19 protein-coding genes and 3 pseudogenes are annotated in these 20,278 nt (G+C 36.4%); 21 read left to right on the plus strand and 1 reads right to left on the minus strand.

Going from position 1 to position 20,278, the window contains the following annotated elements:
- Window positions 1–5 precede the first annotated feature (5 nt).
- The 16 genes and pseudogenes from SH601_RS14410 to SH601_RS14485 all read left to right on the plus strand — a co-directional run bounded on the left by SH601_RS14410 (window position 6) and on the right by SH601_RS14485 (window position 15,840).
- Window positions 6–494 carry an NUDIX hydrolase gene (locus tag SH601_RS14410; protein ID WP_319959043.1) on the plus strand — a complete coding sequence of 163 codons (489 nt, stop codon included), beginning with the start codon at window positions 6–8 and terminating at the stop codon, window positions 492–494.
- A complete protein-coding gene (locus tag SH601_RS14415; protein ID WP_319959044.1) occupies window positions 491–2,215 on the plus strand; it encodes a prenyltransferase/squalene oxidase repeat-containing protein in 1,725 nt (574 codons plus the stop codon). The genes SH601_RS14410 and SH601_RS14415 overlap by 4 nt, the downstream gene beginning before the upstream one ends.
- A gap of 113 nt (window positions 2,216–2,328) precedes the next feature.
- Window positions 2,329–2,781 carry an NUDIX hydrolase gene (locus tag SH601_RS14420; protein WP_319959045.1) on the plus strand — a complete coding sequence of 151 codons (453 nt, stop codon included), beginning with the start codon at window positions 2,329–2,331 and terminating at the stop codon, window positions 2,779–2,781.
- Between the two features lie 52 nt (window positions 2,782–2,833).
- Window positions 2,834–3,367, plus strand: a complete 534-nt coding sequence (locus SH601_RS14425; RefSeq protein ID WP_319959046.1) for an ATP-binding protein — start codon at window positions 2,834–2,836, stop codon at window positions 3,365–3,367.
- 9 nt (window positions 3,368–3,376) lie between these two features.
- On the plus strand, window positions 3,377–3,697 hold the full coding sequence (locus SH601_RS14430) for a YqfO family protein (RefSeq protein WP_319959047.1): 321 nt from the start codon (window positions 3,377–3,379) through the stop codon (window positions 3,695–3,697).
- Between the two features lie 292 nt (window positions 3,698–3,989).
- Entirely contained in the window at window positions 3,990–4,535 is a 546-nt protein-coding gene (locus tag SH601_RS14435; protein ID WP_319959048.1) for a DUF7010 family protein, read from the plus strand.
- Window positions 4,536–4,540: 5 nt separating this feature from the next.
- Window positions 4,541–4,909: a DUF4181 domain-containing protein gene (locus tag SH601_RS14440; protein ID WP_319959049.1), complete on the plus strand. Its 369-nt coding sequence runs from the start codon at window positions 4,541–4,543 to the stop codon at window positions 4,907–4,909.
- A gap of 10 nt (window positions 4,910–4,919) precedes the next feature.
- Window positions 4,920–5,582, plus strand: a pseudogene (locus SH601_RS14445) (HAD-IA family hydrolase); the annotation flags it as partial.
- A gap of 67 nt (window positions 5,583–5,649) precedes the next feature.
- Entirely contained in the window at window positions 5,650–6,141 is a 492-nt protein-coding gene (locus SH601_RS14450; RefSeq protein ID WP_319959050.1) for a hypothetical protein, read from the plus strand.
- A 344-nt stretch (window positions 6,142–6,485) separates the two neighbouring features.
- A complete protein-coding gene (yqeK, locus tag SH601_RS14455) occupies window positions 6,486–7,103 on the plus strand; it encodes a bis(5'-nucleosyl)-tetraphosphatase (symmetrical) YqeK (RefSeq protein WP_319959051.1) in 618 nt (205 codons plus the stop codon).
- A gap of 443 nt (window positions 7,104–7,546) precedes the next feature.
- The gene (gene adh / locus SH601_RS14460) at window positions 7,547–9,067 is read left to right on the plus strand and encodes an aldehyde dehydrogenase (protein ID WP_319959052.1); all 1,521 of its coding nucleotides are present in this window, start codon (window positions 7,547–7,549) and stop codon (window positions 9,065–9,067) included.
- A 23-nt stretch (window positions 9,068–9,090) separates the two neighbouring features.
- The gene (locus tag SH601_RS14465; protein ID WP_319959053.1) at window positions 9,091–9,441 is read left to right on the plus strand and encodes a DUF779 domain-containing protein; all 351 of its coding nucleotides are present in this window, start codon (window positions 9,091–9,093) and stop codon (window positions 9,439–9,441) included.
- A gap of 162 nt (window positions 9,442–9,603) precedes the next feature.
- On the plus strand, window positions 9,604–10,707 hold the full coding sequence (locus tag SH601_RS14470) for a PD-(D/E)XK nuclease family protein (RefSeq protein WP_319959054.1): 1,104 nt from the start codon (window positions 9,604–9,606) through the stop codon (window positions 10,705–10,707).
- A 6-nt stretch (window positions 10,708–10,713) separates the two neighbouring features.
- A pseudogene (locus tag SH601_RS14475) lies at window positions 10,714–10,960 on the plus strand (helicase-related protein); the annotation flags it as partial.
- Window positions 10,961–11,740: 780 nt separating this feature from the next.
- Window positions 11,741–12,460, plus strand: a complete 720-nt coding sequence (locus SH601_RS14480) for a 3-ketoacyl-ACP reductase (protein WP_319959055.1) — start codon at window positions 11,741–11,743, stop codon at window positions 12,458–12,460.
- A gap of 224 nt (window positions 12,461–12,684) precedes the next feature.
- Window positions 12,685–15,840 (plus strand): DEAD/DEAH box helicase, encoded by a 3,156-nt coding sequence (locus SH601_RS14485; RefSeq protein WP_319959056.1) that lies wholly within the window; start codon window positions 12,685–12,687, stop codon window positions 15,838–15,840.
- A gap of 199 nt (window positions 15,841–16,039) precedes the next feature.
- Here SH601_RS14485 and SH601_RS14490 read toward each other — a convergent pair whose 3' ends face one another.
- Complete coding sequence (locus tag SH601_RS14490; protein WP_319959057.1) at window positions 16,040–16,471, minus strand: hypothetical protein; 432 nt, start codon at window positions 16,469–16,471, stop codon at window positions 16,040–16,042.
- A 183-nt stretch (window positions 16,472–16,654) separates the two neighbouring features.
- On the opposite strand from SH601_RS14490, the gene SH601_RS14495 reads away from it, so the two are divergent.
- The 5 genes and pseudogenes from SH601_RS14495 (at window position 16,655) to SH601_RS14515 (ending at window position 20,277) form a co-directional block, all read left to right on the plus strand.
- Window positions 16,655–17,650, plus strand: a complete 996-nt coding sequence (locus SH601_RS14495; RefSeq protein ID WP_319959058.1) for a glutaminase — start codon at window positions 16,655–16,657, stop codon at window positions 17,648–17,650.
- 161 nt (window positions 17,651–17,811) lie between these two features.
- The gene (locus SH601_RS14500) at window positions 17,812–17,985 is read left to right on the plus strand and encodes a hypothetical protein (protein WP_319959060.1); all 174 of its coding nucleotides are present in this window, start codon (window positions 17,812–17,814) and stop codon (window positions 17,983–17,985) included.
- A 31-nt stretch (window positions 17,986–18,016) separates the two neighbouring features.
- On the plus strand, window positions 18,017–18,685 hold the full coding sequence (locus SH601_RS14505) for a Pr6Pr family membrane protein (RefSeq protein ID WP_319959061.1): 669 nt from the start codon (window positions 18,017–18,019) through the stop codon (window positions 18,683–18,685).
- Window positions 18,686–18,720: 35 nt separating this feature from the next.
- A pseudogene (locus SH601_RS14510) lies at window positions 18,721–19,275 on the plus strand (sugar O-acetyltransferase).
- Between the two features lie 39 nt (window positions 19,276–19,314).
- Window positions 19,315–20,277, plus strand: a complete 963-nt coding sequence (locus SH601_RS14515; RefSeq protein ID WP_319959062.1) for a helix-turn-helix transcriptional regulator — start codon at window positions 19,315–19,317, stop codon at window positions 20,275–20,277.
- Window position 20,278 lies beyond the last annotated feature (1 nt).

The raw sequence follows: 20,278 nt of genomic DNA on the forward strand, positions 1-20,278 counted from the left end.
CAAGTATGGATGTAGTATGTAAAAAAAATGAAGCCGTTTTTAATTATAGAGTGGCTGGAATATGGATCGAGAACGGCCATGTCCTTTTACATAGAAGCGCTAACGATAAGAAATGGTCACTCCCAGGTGGTAGAGTTGCTTTAACAGAAGATTCACCAACAAGTCTAAAAAGAGAATTTCTCGAAGAATTAGATATAGACGTACAAATAGGCCGTTTAATTTGGGTAGTGGAGAATTTTTTTACCTATGAGGAGAATCTCTTTCATGAAATTGGCTTCTATTATACGGTTACATCGGATAATCATGCTATGGTCATTGATCAGACTCCTTTTTATGGAGCAGAAGGTGACCGACTTGTTTTTCAATGGATACCAATCAGCCAATTGAAAGAGGTGGAACTATATCCAGCGTTTTTAAGAACTGCATTAACCGAATTGCCTTCTCATCCAGAGCATATCATTGTAAAACAAGAGGATGAGGTGAACAAAGGATGAGTGGATATAACAAACTTGTTCGTATCAATGATGAACATACCTCATTATATATCGCCGATCAAGTGAAGGATAAAGATAGTAGATACCACGGAGGGATTATTAACAAAACTACAGGTATACCAAGCCCTAGCCATGTTGGCACAAGCAGTGTGATTGGGACGTGGGTATGCTCGTATGTTAATAAAGACTCAACATACTTTCATCAACAAGCATTAGCAGAAAGACTGACAGATGCACTGGATTATATGTTAAACCAACAGCATGAAGACGGTACAATATCACCGGGTTGGACCAATTATCATTCACCACCAGATACAGCTTTTATTGTAATAGGTTTTGCGCAAGTCTATCATTTATTACAAAATGATGGAGCCAATCTATTAGCTGAAAAAGTGACATTATTTTTAGTAAGGTCGATTCCAGCCATGTTAACTGGTGGTTGTCATACACCTAACCATCGCTGGGTCTTAACTGCCGCTCTGGCAAATCTTTATGCGATCTTTCATGATCCAGCATTAAAACAAAGAGCAGAAGAATGGCTCCGAGAAGGAATTGATATATCTGAAGATGGTGAATGGACGGAAAGGAGTAATGGCATATATAATTCCGTCAGTAATATTTGCTTATATTACACTGCTTCACTCCTAGATAAACCAGCATTATTTACGTATATCCGAAAAAACCTTGATATGATGCGATATCTTGTCCATCCAGATGGAGAAGTAGTCACTGATTATTCAGGACGGCAAGATTTAGGTAATGCATATGATCTGTCACCATATCACTTAATCTATCGCTTAATGGCCTTTAAGGATGCCAATTCAGAGTACATGGCGATGGCTGATCAAGCATTAGAAAAAATCAACGATATAGGCCCTGTTAATAATCATCTTATGCTCGGATATTTAACTTTTCCCCATATTCAACAAGAACATATCACAAGAGCTGACCTACCAAAAACATACGAATTATTGATTAATGAAGATTATAATATAAAAGAAAATCTACACAAGATGGAAATGGTGGGACATCACGCCAACATAAAACATAGTAGCATGCATACTTCGTTTGGAGCACCAACTGTAAGATATCGTAAAGACGATGTAAGCGTGACAATTATGGGGATGAATCCATCATTTTTTTCTTTACGTTACGGGAAAATAAAGCTACTAGGCACACAACTATACACTAGTTTTTCCCCAGGAGTGGTTGAATTTGATTCTATTAAGAAAATCGATGGTGGGTATCGTTTATCAACGGTGTTAGAAAAAGGTTATACAGGCCCACTACCTCAATCAACCAGTGGTGATACAAGTATATGGTATCTGCTTCCACATCAATTAAGAGAAGCTACTCATGTGCAAACGTTTAGCGTATGGGTGGATATCATTAGAGAAGGGGAGAACTGGAATATTCATATACATGCTGATGACCTACAAGATGTGTTTATGCAAGTAGTTTTTATTGTTGATTCAAGTACGGTAATTGCTGGAACGGGTATCGAGAAAATAGAAGATAACCATTACTTTTGGAAAAAGGATAGCTTAGCTATGCAAAATGGGCAGGATAAAATAATGATAACAGCTGGTGCATTTGAACATTGGCAACCATCTTTAGGAGATATACATGTAACGAACAATCTCACATTCTATCGAGTAAATTTACTTTCTCCGACTGATAAATCGTTTAAGCTGTTTTTATCACGGTGCATGAGTCCGTAAGATTCCCGCATCAAAAAGAAATGTACGTAAGTTAACCGAGCAAGTTTAGAGAAAGAGTGCAGATGAATTTTTTTCATTCAGGCTACTTGGTCAAAGAAAAGGAGTAAATATTCATGGAATACTTCAAATATCTAAGACAGTATGTAGGTAATAAACCAATTATATTACCTGGATCAGTTGTTATCATGATAAATGAACAGGATGAGATATTGTTACAGGAGAGACATGATGGGAAGTGGGGATTGCCAGGTGGTTTAATGGATTTAGGGGAGAGTTTTGAAGAGGTAGCGAAAAGAGAGATTTTTGAAGAAACAGGATTAGTAGTGGAAAATCTGACATTATTGAATGTATTCTCTGGTTCTAACTATTACTTGAAAGTCCAAAATGGAGACGAACTATATTCGGTAACTGCTGTATATTATACGAAAGATGTTTGTGGAGATTTAAAGATTGATTATAGTGAATCGAAAGATATGAGATATTTTGCCGTGGATAATTTACCAAGTGAATTAACTGAAAATGATAAAAGTTTTATTGCGGAATATATAAATAAGGGAAGTTATTGAATAGTCGGATACAAGGAATGGAAAATTAATGGTTTTGAGGAGGGAGAAGACAGTGAAAAACAACATACACATATTAGGAGCATCTGGTTCTGGAACATCGACATTAGGCGAAGCTCTATCAGACGTATTACCACATACAAAGCTTGATTCTGATGATTATTTATGGGAGACCAAGTATACAGAATTAAGGTCCGCGCCAGAAAGACGTAGTATGTTAAAACAAGATGTAACTTCACATAAAAACTGGATTCTCTCAGGTGCGATCTGTGGCTGGGGAGATAGTTTCAAAGATTATTTTGATCTCGTCATATTTCTAGAAATCCCAAAAGATATCAGGTTACAGCGACTTAAGGACAGAGAATTTGAGCGATATGGAAAAGAAGTACTAGCTGGTGGTAGCAGATATGAAGAGTCTCAAACATTTTTAGAATGGGCAGCTTTATATGATACAGCCGGAATGGAAGTAAGGAGTAAAGTGCTACATGAGTATTGGATGAAGGAATTATCCTGTCCGATATTGAGAATAGTTGGAGATTGTTCTGTCGAGGAACGAGTGGATCGAGTGTTGAATTATCTGGAGGAATGAGGGATTTTTATGAATTTTACACATGTAAAAGTAGAGGTGCTACTTCCGGAAGAAAATATAGAGAAACTAAGAAATGAATTGAACAGTCATGGCCTTTTACAAGTTGGTAACTATGATCATGTTATTTCCTATTCCGTTGTAAAAGGATATTGGAGACCATTAGAAGGTTCCACACCATTTCAAGGAGCCGAGGGAGAAATCTCTTACGGCTCTGAATGTAAAATGGAGTTTCGTTGTTCGATAGAAAATATGGATAAAGCAAAATTGGTCATCAACGAGCATCATCCCTATGAAGAACCCGTTGTGAATGTAGTACCATTGCTAGAATAGAAGTGTGTAGCATTCATTAGAAGAGGTGGTACAAAATAATGAGGGATATTATTGAAAAATCTTATAAAATCAAAAGTTAATTGTTAATCTTAGCTGGAATGCTAACATTACCAGATATATGTGCAAGAAAATTCCTATAAGGGAAGCATAGGAATAATAGATGAGTTATGTCCGTGAGAACCCATCTCATAGACATAACATTGTAAAAAGGCAGAGTTATGTCCGTGAGAACCCACCTCATAGACAGAACTTTTGAAAAAAAGCGAGTTATATCCGTGAGGGAGGACTATTTTTGAATTTAACAACAGCAAGAAATGAATTATCAGTAAAAGGAAAAAACGGTATAGGATTTTTGCTTTCTGCCATTATTATTTGGACAATTATTTCGATCTTATTTTCTCTATCGATTGAAATACAACAAAAAAATATGTTTATGCTGTTTTCCACTGGATTAATGTTTCCATTAGCTGTTGCATTGTCTACTTTGATAAAAGCAGATTGGCAACTGAAAAATAATCCATTAGGAAATCTAGGATTGTATTTAAATCTAGCACAACTAATCTATTTTCCGATAATTGTGATCGGGATGGTGAATAGTCCTGAAGATGCAATAGCATTATTTGCGATTATTACAGGTGCCCACTTTTTCCCTTATGGGTGGTTTTATCGTGCAAAAGCTTATTATGTGATGGCACCAGTTATATCGGTTGCGATAATGTTGATAAGCTTTATGCTGGATGGAACGAACTTATGGGTAATTCCGGTATCGTTTATTGCTTTTTTACTTTGTTTAATTATTTGGCTTACCGTAGATTATAAGCAGAAAAGCAAGGGGTAGTTTATATGCTGTTCATGCTGATTATTTATTTCTCGATATTTGCATTAGATCAAATCATCAACCGTAAATTAATCAAAATAAAACAAATAGAAGATCATGAATTAGAGAAAAAATTTCTGAATAAATGGCATGAGTATACAGAAAAAGGATTGCGTTTATTAACTTTACTCATCATCCCATTTGCTCTAAGTGATTACACGCAACTTCGCTGGTTTGTTTTTATTATACCGTGCGTATCATTTATATTGCGTGTGATCATGGAGCGAAAAATGGCGCCAGATTCTAGTAAATATTTGTTAAGTGTTGTAACGCTAAGTTTGCTTGTTAGTGGGCTTATTGTATATTCGATTATCTATTTTTCTGGGGTTGTTTAAATCGAAGAGAAAGAAGGAAAAAGCGATGTCACAGTCTATTATTTTTGATATGGATGGAACGTTATTTCAAACAGAAACGATTTTAGAATTATCACTAGAAGATACTTTTGCCCATTTACGCTCCTTAAATAAATGGGATGCAGATACACCTATTGAAAAATACCGTGAAATAATGGGTGTACCTTTACCAAAGGTTTGGGAGATGTTATTACCTAATCATTCTGTTGAAGAAAGAGAACGAACAGATGCTTATTTTCTAGATAGATTAATAGAAAATATCAGAAACGGGAAAGGAGCATTATACCCTCATGTAAGAGAAGTGTTGCAGTTTTTACAAGAAAATGGCTACTCCATTTACATAGCTAGTAATGGATTGACAGCTTATTTAGAAGCAATAGTCCGTTATTATCACTTGGATAATTGGATTACTGAAACATTCAGTATACAGCAAATTGATTCCTTACATAAATCAGATTTAGTGCAAGTGATCGTAAACAAATATGGTATTACTAATGGAGCGGTAGTGGGTGATCGTTTATCAGATATTCAGGCGGCTAAAGAAAATAATTTGGTTGCTATTGGGTGTAATTTTGATTTTGCGAAAGAAGAAGAACTTGTGCAAGCGGATTTTGTTATTGATGATTTGATGGAGTTACAGCAGGTGTTGGCTTAACATCCTAGCAGATCAGTTATATAAGTTCATAGCTGAAGTTATCAAAAATAAGTGAAAGGAACAAAAAATGTGGAATTTTCTATTTGTTTTCTTAGGTATTTATGTGGTTAGTACTATTTTGTTATTTGTGTTTATAACTTATCAAACGAAAAAGGATAATGAGGAGCAAGATCCCTTGCATGTTAAAATTTTCGCTTCTTTAGCTCTTTCGCTTATTCTAACGCTTGTTTTGATGTTTTTTATTTTTGTTGTGTTTGGTGCTGACAATTTAGTTAGTTTCATATTTTCAGTCGAATTAGATATAAAGCAATTGCTATTCATGTCTGTGATTGTAGTTGCGTATTCCTTAATTGCGGATAATTTAGCATTTGCGGTAGTTACATATTTTTTTCGCAATATGATTTGGGCATTAACGATAATTAGTGTAATTAGATTTATGTTGTTTATTTTGATAGGAAGTTTCTTTTCCTTTGGAGATACGACTATGACGATATTGGCATTAGGTTTTACGCTGCTATTTTTGTTGGTAGATATTTATGATGTAACATTGAAAAAATGACACGAATATATTAATTGTTCTACATAGATGGGTAAGATGTGACAAGGAGTGCTCTTATAGTAATGAATATCCCTTATAAGGAAATATTAAAAGAGAAAAATTTTGTTTATATTTTTATCATGGTGTAAACGTTCGTAAAACCCCCAATTCAAGGTTCGAGTAAAAACGAGGAAGCTAAGTGGGGATAAACGGACGCTAACTCTCTGATTGTTAGCGAAACTTTATTGTAAGCGCATGGACCTGTATGTTATCAAAAACGAATGGACATAAATATTCAACCAGATAGGATCTTATTTAATCTGCCATATTTGTTATGAATGAATGAACAAGGGGGCTAAAATTCGATGATCGAATCTAATTTTCTAGAAGATTTATATAACAGGATAAGAAAAGGGGGAGCTATTGAAGACAATGTAAAGATTATATTTAATGAATATAATTGTAACCATATTTATCAGCATTCAGTAAGAGTAGCCCAAATGGCAGAAAACCTAGCAATAAAGTTCAAAGTGGATAAAAATGCAGCGTATATAGCGGGGTTGTTACATGATATTGGGGGAATTGTTCCGAACAATGAAAGAATTCATGTTGGACAGTTACTAAACGTAAACCTTTTACCTGAAGAAAGAGAATTTCCTATGATTATCCATCAAAAAATCTCAAAAGTAATAGCTGAAGAGATTTTCTTTATAAAAGATCAGAAAATTTTAGAAGCAATTGAATGCCACACAACTTTAAGGGCTAATCCTAGTTTATTAGATCACGTTGTATTTGTAGCCGACAAAATAGAGTGGGATCAAAATGGTATTCCTCCATACATCGATGATCTACATACATCATTAAGTATTTCTATTGAAAACGCATCTTTTAGTTATGTGGATTTCTTAATGAGAAGAAAAGAGCGGTTAAAAGTAATTCACCCGTGGCTCAGTGAATCCTATATTTACTTAAAAGAGAGATAGAATCAATAGTAATCATCGAATAGTTGAAGCAGAGCGACATAACGTTTAAACAATCCCCCCATATACTATAATAGTGATAATTAGTTTTGAAGGAGATCTGATTAAGGCTTTACAACAGAAAATAATTGCTGGGGCGGCCATAGACACGTTCGACCAGGAGCCTTTTGGGGAGGATAGATATACTAAAAGTTATTTCTGACAAAATATAGATTTTTATAGAAAACGTAAGGGTCATATGCTATAATCTCATTATGTAAGCGGTTACTAAAAGAAGTTAATTGCAATCGGTTGAGGAGTATTAATCATCGGTACGGATAAGTTCGCGCCAACCCAAAGAACCCGTGTTTTAGGCAAGGGAGAGAAAAATCAATATGATTTAAATAGGTATTATCCAGATAGCTGGAGACCTACTTTAAGTAATATTAAAATGGGGAGGAATAAGAATGAAGTATGCAAAGCCAAACCAACCAGATTCCGTTGTAAACTTCAAGGAAAGGTACGACAACTATATTGGTGGTGAATGGAAAGCGCCGGTAAAAGGACAATATTTTGAAAACGTAACACCAGTTACAGGTGAAGTGTTTTGTGAAATAGCTCGTTCTACTGCTGACGATGTAGAGCTTGCGCTAGATGCAGCCCATAAAGCTGCGCCAGCATGGGGAAAGACATCTCCGACAGAGCGAGCAAATATCTTAAATAAAATAGCCGACCGAATAGAGGAAAACTTAGAAATGCTAGCTGTTGCAGAAACATGGGATAATGGTAAAGCAGTACGAGAAACGTTAGCTGCAGACTTGCCTTTAGCTGTGGATCATTTCCGTTATTTTGCAGCAACGATTCGAGCGCAAGAAGGATCGATTAGTCAACTTGATGAGGATACAGTTGCTTATCACTTCCACGAACCACTTGGTGTTGTTGGTCAAATTATTCCATGGAATTTTCCAATATTGATGGCAACGTGGAAGCTTGCTCCAGCGCTAGCGGCAGGTAATGCGGTTGTTATGAAGCCTGCAGAGCAAACACCAGCATCCATTCATGTCTTACTTGAACTTATTCATGATTTACTTCCGCCTGGAGTGCTAAATGTTGTAAATGGATTTGGTTTAGAAGCAGGGAAACCGTTAGCTTCGAGCCGCCGTATTGCGAAAATAGCCTTTACTGGTGAAACAACAACAGGGCGTCTCATTATGCAATATGCTTCTGAAAATATTATTCCAGTTACGTTAGAACTAGGAGGAAAATCGCCTAATATTTTCTTTAAAGATGTCATGGCTGATGATGATGCCTTTTTAGATAAAGCGATTGAAGGTTTAGTTATGTTTGCTTTAAATCAAGGCGAAGTTTGTACTTGTCCTTCACGTGCTTTCATTCATGAAGATATTTATGAGGCGTTTATTGAACGGGCTGTTGAACGTGTGAAAGCAATAAAAATTGGTGATCCATTAGACACGGAAACAATGATGGGTGCTCAAGCATCAACAGAGCAAATGGAAAAGATCTCGTCTTACTTAGATATCGGTAAGCAAGAGGGGGCAGAGGTGCTCGTTGGTGGTGAACGAAATCAATTAGATGGAGAGTTTTCCAAAGGATTCTATGTCAAGCCAACTATTTTCAAAGGTCATAATAAGATGAGAATTTTCCAAGAAGAAATATTTGGTCCGGTACTTGCAGTTTCTACATTCAAAAATGACGAAGAAGTTTTGGAAATTGCGAATGACACATTATATGGATTAGGTGCAGGTGTTTGGACGCGTGATTTCCATAAGGCATACAGGTTCGGTCGAGGTATTCAGGCAGGGCGTGTCTGGACTAATACGTATCATGATTATCCTGCTCACTCTGCCTTTGGTGGTTATAAAAAATCAGGAATTGGCAGAGAAAATCATCTCATGATGTTATCTCATTATCAACAAACGAAAAACTTGCTTGTAAGTTATAGTACCGATCCAAAAGGATTCTTTTAATCCTGAAGAAAGGAGGCGGGTGTATGACTGAACGTGAAAGAGTTTTAGCAACGGAGGAAGCAGTGGCGCTAATGGAGCTGTTGAAAGAAAAGCATGGTCCTTTAATGTTCCATCAGTCTGGTGGTTGCTGTGACGGAAGCTCGCCGATGTGCTATCCAAGAGGAGAATTTCGAGTTGGAGATGCTGATATTTTATTAGGTTATGTAGATGATAATCCTTTCTATATGTCGAAAGATCAATATGAATATTGGAAGCATACCCAACTAATTATTGATGTAGTGGAAGGGCGAGGAGGGATGTTCTCACTGGAAAATCCAGAAGGGAAGCGATTTTTAATTCGATCGAGAGTTTTTGAGAAAGAGGCTATTGAATAAGAAAATATATAGAAAAAACGAAGCTCAAAAGAGCTTCGTTTTTCTTGCTTCGAAGAACTTTCTTGTAATGAAACGGCAGACCTCTTCCTTTTTTTGTATACCAACAGGATCTGGTGTGTTAGAATTTAATAGTTTCCAAATAAGAAGTTAGGAGTAGATACCGTGAACGTTTTTGATGCTTTAAATATTATGTATAGAGAAGATACAATTTCTGATTTTCTCGTTAATTGTTTCAGAGACTCTAGCCTGTTTTTAAGAGAATTTTTAAATAGGGCAGAAATTACAACGACAGAAAATACTCATTTTTCTATTAATGAACGAGTTGGATTAGGCAAGGGGATTGGAACACCAGATATCATTATCTGTGCAACCACTAACAATCAAGTATCATTTATTGTGATAGAAAATAAAATGGGAGCCGTTGAAGGGAAGGAACAGACGAATCGCTATGAATCCTTGGAAGCGAAGACTAGAATAGCAAGCAGATTTAATGCAGAAGAAGAAAACAGTGAGTTCTATTTTATCTTTCTTGCTTTAGATTCTACGGTAAGGCCGAAAAACTCACAATTTGCATTTTTAAATTATTCAATTTTTCTACATGGGGATTGGCAATTACATAATAAAACACTCCAATATCTAATGAATGATTTTCAGCAGAAGTTACATCATTTTTATGAGCCATTAAAACAACCTTATCAGAGCCTAGAATGTAATGAGCAGATGGATAACATACAACGAAAAATATGTTGGCAGACAATTTTGCATGAGAAGTTCTATACATATAAAGAATTCCTACTGGATTGGGGAGAAACTGGAGGCTCGGGCCGCAGCAATTTCTTATTTCTCATCTCTAAACGTAATTGGAAGAGTAGTGAATCGTTTCAGGATGAAGGTCTTTTACAGACGTTTAACATACATATTGATACATATGTGAATATGTTGGATAGCAAAGAAAAACAATTAAAAGAAATTGGAGTGCGGTTTGAAACATTTCCATATAAACCACATAGACAGATTAACAAGTTACCGAATTATGAAGCTTTCGTCAAAAACAAAGCGGATTTTGGTCAAAAATTAGTGGATAAATCTATACAACAAGGTTTACCTGTCAAAGCAAAGGGTAGTAAATTACTTGTATTGAGCATTTCTGTTGAAGCTGATTCTATTAGAGAAACGATCGAAAATATAAAAAAACACGTACTAACAATGGAAAAGATTATAGATGAAGTGGTTGAGGAAATGAAAGAAGTGAATATATTGAAATAAATTTACATATTTCTGATTTCATTGAAGGCAGGTGGCATAGGTCATAACCTAACAGTCGCAGATACCGTTATCTTATATGATCGCTGGTGGAACCCAGCAGTTGAAGAACAGCGCAAACAGAATGAGACAGACCAAAACGGTAGAAGTAATCAAGCTGGTTGCCCGCGGTACCATTGAAGAAATGATCGAAACCAACGAGAATGAAGCCCTGACAGAGGACGACAATAATCAAAATACCTGGCATTTTGATTAATGATATTATGAGTGACCCAAATGCAGAAAAGGAAGTTCACTCGGTTACTCATAAGCCGAATGAATGATCCAAATATGATTTTTGCATTAGGTTTTACCTTGTTGTTTTTGTTGATAGATATTTATGATGTAACATTGAAAAAATGACACGAATATATTAATTGTTCTACGTAGATGGGGAAGATGTGACAAGGAAGTGTCTTATAGTAATGAATTTGAACTACCCCCCACTTATCGACCTTGAGTTCGATTGAAGTGGGGGATTCTTGGGAACAGAGCGTACTTGTTAGCGTATGTCTTTACCAACAGAGGTTTCTCTTCTTTATCAAGCTATCCCCGTAGTCCCTACGGTTCCAAGAATGGACGTTTCTTTATGTATCTTGAACCTTTTACACATGAGAGGGAACATGGCTTGGTTTTCGCCTTTTATCGTTTCCTCATGCAACTCCCTAGGTTCAGTTGTCAAAGAACACGTTATCAAGTTTAGGGCAACGCACGTTCGGTCTATTTGCACGTCTATAGACGTACAAGACCGAAAGGCGATTCATCCCCCTCTTACTCACTGGGCTATGCCCTTCACATTCCTTGAAGATGGGAGTTTTCTCGCCTAGTAAGATAAACATAAAGAGAGGAAAGTTTATTTTTTATCACGAAGTAAACGTCCGTAAAACGCTCACTTATGATAAAAAAAGTGTGTTATTTTACATATTAGAATGGATTTTGTACAATTATATTTATAACGAAAGAAGGAACTATTGTTATAGAAAAGAGGAAATAATTGATGGGACAAACTATTAACGGAAAAACAGCCCTAATCACTGGTAGTGGTAAAGGAATCGGAAAAGCGACTGCAATCGCTCTAGCGAAGGAAGGGGTTAATTTAGGTCTTGTGGCCCGTACAGAGGCAGATTTAAAAAGTCTTGTAGCAGAAATAGAGCCTACTGGAGTAAAAGTAGCTTATGCTATAGCTGACGTTGCTTCACTAGAACAGGTGAATAAGGCAGTCGATTCACTAACCAGTGAAATGGGACAGTTTGATATTTTGATCAACAATGCAGGAATAGGAAAATTCGGTAGTTTTCTTGACCTTTCGCCTGAAGAATGGAAATCAATGATTGATGTAAATCTAATGGGGACTTACTATGTAACAAGAGCAGTACTTCCACAGCTAATTGAAAAAAACGGTGGGGACATTATTAATATTTCTTCTACTGCTGGACAAAAAGGAGCTCCAGTAACGAGTGCTTATAGTGCTTCTAAATTCGGCGTACTTGGTTTAACAGAGTCATTAGCACTCGAAGTTCGGAAACACAATATTCGTGTTACTGCTTTAACACCGAGTACTGTCGCTACAGATCTTGCTTTTAAAGAAAAATTAACGGACGGGAACCCTGAAAAGGTATTGCAACCAGAGGATTTAGCTGAACTTATCGTTGCCCAACTGAAACTTCATCCTCGTGTATTTATCAAGTCAGCAGGATTATGGTCTACCAATCCTTAAGTAAATAAAACGTAGGAGAATTTATTAAAAAGATTCCCTACGTTTCTTTTTTATATTTTAATTTTCTCTATACGATTTTGCTCCCATTCGAACATCATCTCAACAATCGGTAATAGTGTCATCCTCCATCAATTCCCGTATTTTCTATTCAAATCCCACCCCCATATACTATAATAGTGATAATTAGTTTTGAAATGGAATTCCAAGCGAGGGGCAAAAAGGGCATGGATATTAAGTTAAATCATAAAATCATTAAAGATATGTGTGGGAATGTCTCCTTTAAAAGAGGGGCGGCCTATTATCAAACAAATAAAGTAACCTTTCATCAATATAGTTCTGATAGCTGTGAGGCAACCGTCGATGGAACAGAGAAATTCCATGTTACGATCAATGATGCGGATGGCGAAATCGAGACAGCATGTACGTGTACGACATTGCCTTCATTTACGCACGACTGTCAGCATATTGCGGCAGTTTTGTTAGCTATTTATGAACACCAACGACAAGGAAGTGTGCCAATTGTAGAGGCGAAAACCTCGAATAAATATGAACTAACAGAAGGGTTGAAAACGATTTTTGCCGAGCAGCCTATTCGTTCAAGCAGTCAGCAGGAACATTTTGACAATCGCCAAGTCCTTCATTTAGTCTTCACATGTAAACCTATTCCTGTCAATATGGATCAGTACATGTTCGGCATACAAGTGAATATTGGTCCGATCAGAGTGGAAAATATCCACGATTTTTTGAAAAAAATAAAAGAAGGGACACCTATCACCTTATCGAAATCCTTTACTTACGATCCAGAACTTCATTGTTTTCCAGTAGAAACAGATGCTGTTCTACGGCAACTTATACAAGTGAATCATGATGAGGCTATTGGTGATACCTTACTCATTCCACCATCTTCTAGTGACCGGTTCATCACCTTACTGACAAAAGCACCACTGGTGAAGCTAGAATATGATGGGCACACATATGATACCCTACAATTATCAGAACAACGGCTTCCTTTGCTGTTTCAATTTTTAGACACAGAAGGAACTGATTATCATCTAAAGATACATGGATTTAACCAATTAAAGGTGCTGACTTCCTATCAATTTGTTTTATATGATGGAAAAATCATAAAAATGGCTGTGGAACAAATAGAGCAACTCACTAATTTGAAACAATTGCTTGATGCTTCGGGAACGAATCAAATCCCCATTCCGCAAGAGCAGCTCGATTATTTTATGGAAAAAGTAGTGCCGGGATTGCGGAATTTAGGAGTTGTACGCCTATCAAGAGCACTAAAGGAGCAGTTCGATAAGACACCATTAGTGGCGAAGTTATATCTTGATCGAGTCAAAAATCGCTTACTTGCAGGATTGGAATTTCATTATGACCATATCTTGATCAATCCCTTAGAGGAGCGTGAAATCTCTACTCCTTCCCTTATCAGAGATGAAGAGAAGGAAAAAGAGATACTGCAGTTGATGGATGAAAGCTCGTTTGCCCAAACAGAGGGTGGCTATTTCTTGCATAATGAAGAACTAGAATATGAATTCTTGCACCATGTTATGCCAAAACTAGAACCACTTGTCCAAATCTATGCTACAACAGCTGTACGCAATCGAATTTTTAAAGAGAATGCCCGTCCTAAGATAAGAGTAGCAATGAAAAGAGAACGAACCAACTGGTTGGAATTCAAATTCGAAATGGAAGGTATTCACGAAAAGCATATTCGTGAACTATTACGTGCATTAGAGGAAAAAAGAAAATATTATCGTCTACGTAATGGAACACTTCTGTCATTAGAGACAAGAGAATTTGAAGAAATCAAACGCTTCTTGGATGCAGAATCTGTTCAAGACCAAGATCTTGAAAGTGGCGTCCAGGTTCCATTTGTGCAAGGATTAAGACTATTAGATGTTGTGGATGATGAGACATTGACGATAGAGGAATCCTTCCGCCACTTTCTAAGAAAAATTGAAAATCCAGCAGAAATGGCATATGAAGTGCCAGAGAGTTTGCTTCCTACTTTGCGGGATTATCAGCAACAAGGTTATCGCTGGATGAAAACTATTGCTGAGTATGGATTTGGCGGAATTTTGGCCGATGATATGGGGCTAGGGAAAACATTGCAGAGTATTGCATTTATTATGTCAGAACTTCCGCATATCCGTGAAAGAAAGCTGCCAGTTCTTGTTGTTTGTCCATCATCCTTAACGTACAACTGGTTAAGTGAAATAAATACCTATAGTCCAGAAATAAAAGCGACTATTGTAGATGGAAAGAAAAAAGAACGAACCAAATTACAACAGCAGGCAATGGATCAAGATGTTCTCATCACTTCCTATCCGTTATTACGACAAGATAAGGGGTGGTACGAGAAACAGTCATTTCATACCGTCTTTTTTGATGAAGCACAAGCATTTAAGAATCCTTACACACAAACAGCAAAAACAGTGAAAAAAGTGCAAGCCGATCACCGATTTGCTCTTACTGGAACACCTGTTGAGAATTCATTGGAAGAATTGTGGTCCATTTTCCATGTTGTATTCCCAGAATTATTTCTTGGATTAAAAGAGTACAGTAATCTAACAAGGAAAAAGATTTCCAATAGAATCAGGCCATTTTTGCTTCGAAGACGGAAAGAAGATGTACTAGCAGAGCTCCCAGAAAAAATAGAGTCGATTGAATCATTAGAGTTGCTTCCAAAACAAAAGAAATTATATGCAGCCTATCTCGCAAAATTAAAAGAAGACACACTGAAGCACTTGGATAAAGATACACTTCAAAAGAACCGGATTAAAATTCTAGCAGGATTGACGCGACTACGACAAATTTGCTGTCACCCCTCCTTGTTCGTGGATGGATATAAAGGTAGCTCGGCAAAATTTGAACAGCTAAAGCAGATCATCGAAGAGTCTCGGCTAGCTGGCAGAAGAGTAATCATTTTCTCACAGTTTACGAAAATGTTGAAGTTGATTGGAAATGAACTAGCAATTAAAGGACGCTCCTTTTTTTATTTGGATGGACAAACACCGTCAGAGGAACGAGTGGCATTATGTGATCGATTTAACACAGGAGAACGAGACCTATTTCTGATTTCATTGAAGGCAGGTGGCACAGGTCTTAACCTAACAGGCGCAGATACCGTTATTTTATATGATCTCTGGTGGAACCCAGCAGTTGAAGAACAGGCAGCCGACCGCGCACACAGAATGGGACAGACCAAAACGGTAGAAGTAGTCAAGCTGGTTGCCCGCGGTACCATTGAAGAAAAAATGAATGAGCTGCAGGAGAAAAAACGTGATTTGATTGAAGAAATGATCGAAACCAACGAGAATGCAGCCCTGACCGAGGACGACATTAAAGAAATTTTGCAGATAGACTAAATTAAAATTTCTGGCATTTTGATTAATGATATTATGAGTGACCCAAATGATGAAGGAAGAGGTTTTCGGTCACTCATAAGGCTAATGAGTGACCTAAATGCTGAACAAGAAGTCGCTCTGGTCAATCATCATGCCTTCATCATTCCCTCACCACAAGGGTATACACAACTAGCCTTACTAGTGAGCTCATCGTGCATAACTATTCATTAATAACTTCATTTGAGTGTGGGATAAATTCGACATAACAACCCCCTTTTGTGTAGTTTCCAATTACGAGTAAGTTATAACGCTTATGTTCTGCAGTAAAAGAAATCGCTCCCTGTTCATCCTGTGTGAACTTTTTCTCGAATAAAACATCTTTACCTTTCTTACATATTAAAATGAGTGAGCCTGCTTTTACTTTCACATCATACTTTAACGTATAGGATTTAGCTTGTTTCATAAAAAATAGATAGTTTTCGACTCCGTTATATGTTTTGTAGGACATAGAAAGTTTACGATTCATGTCACGCTTCAGTACAAGCTTGTTATGTATTGTAGGAAATTTGATCTGCTTTGTAATCCCCTTTTTATATAAAAAATAAATGATTGCAATAATGATTAATGTGCTGGTAACATCTTTTGCCTCCATTTTTTACCTCCTCTCTACTAAACAAACTTTATCGGTATTATAACAAAGTCCATGAGAGAGGTGCTATTTTTTGGTTAATCATGTTGATTTTTTGTCAGCTTCATGGATAATTGAATTATTTTCTCCCCACATGCAACTTTCACAAGGATATACACAAACTACTTCTTAGTGAGGTGGTTTGAGTTGGTACAAGGTGTTAATAATCAAAATATTGAATTGAATAAAGATTGGTTACAAGGATATGTTGATGACTGGGTCAAATTTTATTCGAAGCATACGAAAGAAGGGGAACTTGCTTCTTACATACCATTGTTAACACAGTCTAACAAGGAGCATTTAGGCATTTCGATTACTGGGGTTGATGGTTTCACGATTGAGTCAGGCAATGTGGATATTCCTTTTACGATTCAAAGTATTTCGAAGGTCTTTACTTTTATTGTGGCGTGCATGGAAAGAGGGGTTTCTTATGTGTTGGACCGGGTGGATGTTGAGCCAACAGGGGCAGCGTTTAACTCGATTATGCACCTCGAAGTGAAACAACTGAAGAAGCCGTTTAATCCTTTTGTCAATGCTGGTGCTATTACGGTAACATCACTTTTAAATGGAAAAACATCTGATGAGAAGTTGGAGCCGATTTTTCAATTGATGGAAACTATTTTAGGATATCGGCCACGATTGAATCAGGAAGTATTTGAATCGGAAAAGGAAACATCGATTCGAAATCGAGCGATTGGATACTATTTAGTTGAAATCGGTAGTTTAGAATCGGAGCTGGATTTGACGTTAGAAACATACTTTAAGCAATGTTCGATTGAGGTTTGTATTAAAGATTTGGCTCGATTAGGAACGATATTAGCAAATGACGGTAAGGATACCGATTCGGACCAAGAAATTATTCCAAAGCAGGTAGCTCGTTTGGCGAAGGCGTTGATGCTCACTTGTGGAATGTATGATGCTTCAGGGAAGTTTGCTGCATATGTCGGAATACCAGCAAAAAGTGGTGTGTCAGGCGGAATTATTGCTGTTGCCCCACCAAGAACGCGAAATGAAAACCTCCCTTTCTTAGAAGGATGTGGGATCGGGGTTTATGGTCCAGCGTTGGATAAACAAGGGAATAGTATTGCCGGGATTAAGTTGCTGCGACATATAGCTAAGCAGTGGGATTTAAGTATATTTTAATGAAATATGAACAGATGGGAAATACCGCATAAAAATATGCGGTATTTTTTATTAGTTGATTATAAAAGGATTATTTAGAAAGAAAAAGTTGGGATTTAATGTTAAAATGGGTTGGATAGTAGTCGTTTTATTATATCTCTGGTGCGAAAGGAGGATAGCTAATGGATAATCAATATTTTGTCGGATGGGGGACACTTGCACTAATCAATGCTGGAATTGCACAAGGGAAGAATAGAACAGGGCTAAACTGGTTTTTACTTTCCCTTGTATTAGGGCCGATAGCAACATTAATATTATTATTTGTAGAAAAAAGAGAACAGGAAAGAAGCAAGTAAAAATTAGCTAAGAGGAGAATGGAAAAAAATAATGATGAAATTAAAATTAGTTTTTCATATATTGATCTCGTTAATAAGTTTTGTGAGCGTTATCTTACATATTTGCTACTCCCCAGAACCATTGATTTCTACAACAAAGTTCACCATTCATTCTAATCTTTTGGTTGCTATCACCTTTTTTATCAGTAGTTTTACAATTTTAACAAGAAAGAATCTGAACCCTGTTTTAGATTATTTGAAAAATTGCTCGATTATTTATATGGCTGTAACTCTACTTACTTATCATTTCTTTCTCTCAAGTGGTGGAGAATACGCTGGAATTCGGATTGTCACGAATCTTACGCTTCATTATGTTATTCCTATCTGTATATTTATTAACTGGATAATGTTCGAAACAAAGAAAAATTACCGTTATATGTTTATATTATATTGGATACTATATCCTGTGCTTTACAGTGTTGTATCGCTATTTAGAGGTTTGTTTGATGGTTTTTATCCCTATTTTTTCTTGAATCCTCATGGAGAAATACCTTTCGGTGTTGGTAGTTACTCAAATGTTGTATTGTCTATTATTGTTTTTTCCTTTGTTTATGTCATTCTAGGTTTTTTACTGATTTTGTTAAATAAGCTATTTTTATATATTCGAAATAAAAATAATCCACCCTCTAATCAAGACATGGGGGAAACGAAAGTTCTTTAATCAAAAGCAAACTAATTGAAAGGTCGGGAATGAACATGTTAACAGAAAAAGAGAAGATGATAAGAGGAGACCTTTATAACCCAGGAGACAAAGAATTGACTAGAGACAGAGCAAATGCAAGGGCTTTAGTTCGCTCCTTTAATGATACAAGTGAAACAGAGGAAGAAAAACGTAAAGCCATATTAAAAGAGTTATTAGGCTCCACAGGAGAAAGAATTTATATCAAATCGACTTTTCGTTGAGACTATGGATACAACATTCATGTAGGAGAAAACTTTTACGCTAACTTTGATTGTACTATTTTAGATGGTGGTAAAGTCATAATTGGTAAAAACTGCATGGTAGCACCTGGTGTACATATTTATACCAATACTCATCCTGTTGATGCAGTAGAACGTATAACAGAAATAGAATATACAAAATCAGTTACAATTGGAGATAATGTATGGATTGGAGGAAGAGCTGTAATTAATCCCGGTATAACAATTGGTGATAATGTAGTAATTGCTTCTGGTTCTGTTGTAACGAAAAATGTACCAGACAATGTGGTTGTTGGTGGTAATCCTGCAAAAATAATTAGGGAATTATAGATTGATCATTAAGACAATGAAAGATAGAGGTTAAATAATATGCCAAAAATGGACAATGTACTAGCAATCTTATGGATGCTACGTTCAGGTAATAAAATAACTGCAAAGCAAATCTCTGAAAAACTAGAGATGAATATTAGGACTGTGTATCGTTATATAGATACACTTTCAACAAGTGGTGTACCTATCATAGCAGAACCAGGACATAATGGTGGATATACTTTACTGAACAATTTTATAGAAGCTCCTCTATTTTTCGATGATGAGGAGCAGACTTCTTTATTACATGCTGCTGTGTTTGCAGAGGAAGCTGGCTATTATGGAGGTGAAGAATTAAAAAGGGCTATTTCAAAGCTAAGTAAGCATGCAAATCAAGCACAGGAAATAAGGAGAAATCAATATTTAACTAGCCTGGAAGTAATCAATCGATTAAGTTCCACTTCTATGGAATCTAACTTGAAGGAAATGGAACAGGCCATTGTGAAAGGAAACTCAATAAACATGTTGTATCCTAATAGTGCAGAGGGACACTCAACGTATAGAGTGATCGATCCGTACAAAATGATTTATTGGAATAATAGGTGGTATGTCATAGGATATTGCCATCTTAGAAATAGTATCCGTAGTTTTAGAGTAGATCGGATGGAAAGTCTCCTGCTAACAGAAGATACATTTAACAGACCAGAAGATTTTTCAGCACGGGACTTTTTCTTGGAAAACCTCCTACCAGTAATAGAAGATAAGCAAGAAATCATTTCCCTCGTTATTACTGGTCATACTAAGGCACTGGATGATATTAGCCAACATTGGTTTTTAGGCCATTATTTACAAGAACGAACTAAAAATCAAGCAGCCTTTCTACTGGAAAAAAACATGATAGATACATATGTACCTTATTTATTTTTACCTTATGGTAAGTCTATACAAGTTATAGAGCCAATAAGTTTTAAGGAGAGACTTATAGAAGTTCTGACAGAATTATTAGCATTTCATCAAGTATAAT

Source organism: Gracilibacillus pellucidus (assembly GCF_033949965.1).
Classification (GTDB): domain Bacteria; phylum Bacillota; class Bacilli; order Bacillales; family Amphibacillaceae; genus Gracilibacillus; species Gracilibacillus pellucidus.

Bases quoted from the DNA above. Each gene is read 5' to 3' on its own strand.
- SH601_RS14410 (WP_319959043.1), top strand. From the start codon at position 6: ATGGATGTAGTATGTAAAAAAAATGAAGCCGTTTTTAATTATAGAGTG.
- SH601_RS14415 (WP_319959044.1), top strand. From the start codon at position 491: ATGAGTGGATATAACAAACTTGTTCGTATCAATGATGAACATACCTCA.
- SH601_RS14420 (WP_319959045.1), top strand. From the start codon at position 2,329: ATGGAATACTTCAAATATCTAAGACAGTATGTAGGTAATAAACCAATT.
- SH601_RS14430 (WP_319959047.1), top strand. From the start codon at position 3,377: ATGAATTTTACACATGTAAAAGTAGAGGTGCTACTTCCGGAAGAAAAT.
- SH601_RS14440 (WP_319959049.1), top strand. From the start codon at position 4,541: ATGCTGTTCATGCTGATTATTTATTTCTCGATATTTGCATTAGATCAA.
- SH601_RS14450 (WP_319959050.1), top strand. From the start codon at position 5,650: ATGTGGAATTTTCTATTTGTTTTCTTAGGTATTTATGTGGTTAGTACT.
- yqeK (WP_319959051.1), top strand. From the start codon at position 6,486: ATGATCGAATCTAATTTTCTAGAAGATTTATATAACAGGATAAGAAAA.
- adh (WP_319959052.1), top strand. From the start codon at position 7,547: ATGAAGTATGCAAAGCCAAACCAACCAGATTCCGTTGTAAACTTCAAG.
- SH601_RS14465 (WP_319959053.1), top strand. From the start codon at position 9,091: ATGACTGAACGTGAAAGAGTTTTAGCAACGGAGGAAGCAGTGGCGCTA.
- SH601_RS14480 (WP_319959055.1), top strand. From the start codon at position 11,741: ATGGGACAAACTATTAACGGAAAAACAGCCCTAATCACTGGTAGTGGT.
- SH601_RS14485 (WP_319959056.1), top strand. From the start codon at position 12,685: ATGGATATTAAGTTAAATCATAAAATCATTAAAGATATGTGTGGGAAT.
- SH601_RS14490 (WP_319959057.1), bottom strand. From the start codon at position 16,471: ATGGAGGCAAAAGATGTTACCAGCACATTAATCATTATTGCAATCATT.
- SH601_RS14500 (WP_319959060.1), top strand. From the start codon at position 17,812: ATGGATAATCAATATTTTGTCGGATGGGGGACACTTGCACTAATCAAT.
- SH601_RS14505 (WP_319959061.1), top strand. From the start codon at position 18,017: ATGATGAAATTAAAATTAGTTTTTCATATATTGATCTCGTTAATAAGT.
- SH601_RS14515 (WP_319959062.1), top strand. From the start codon at position 19,315: ATGCCAAAAATGGACAATGTACTAGCAATCTTATGGATGCTACGTTCA.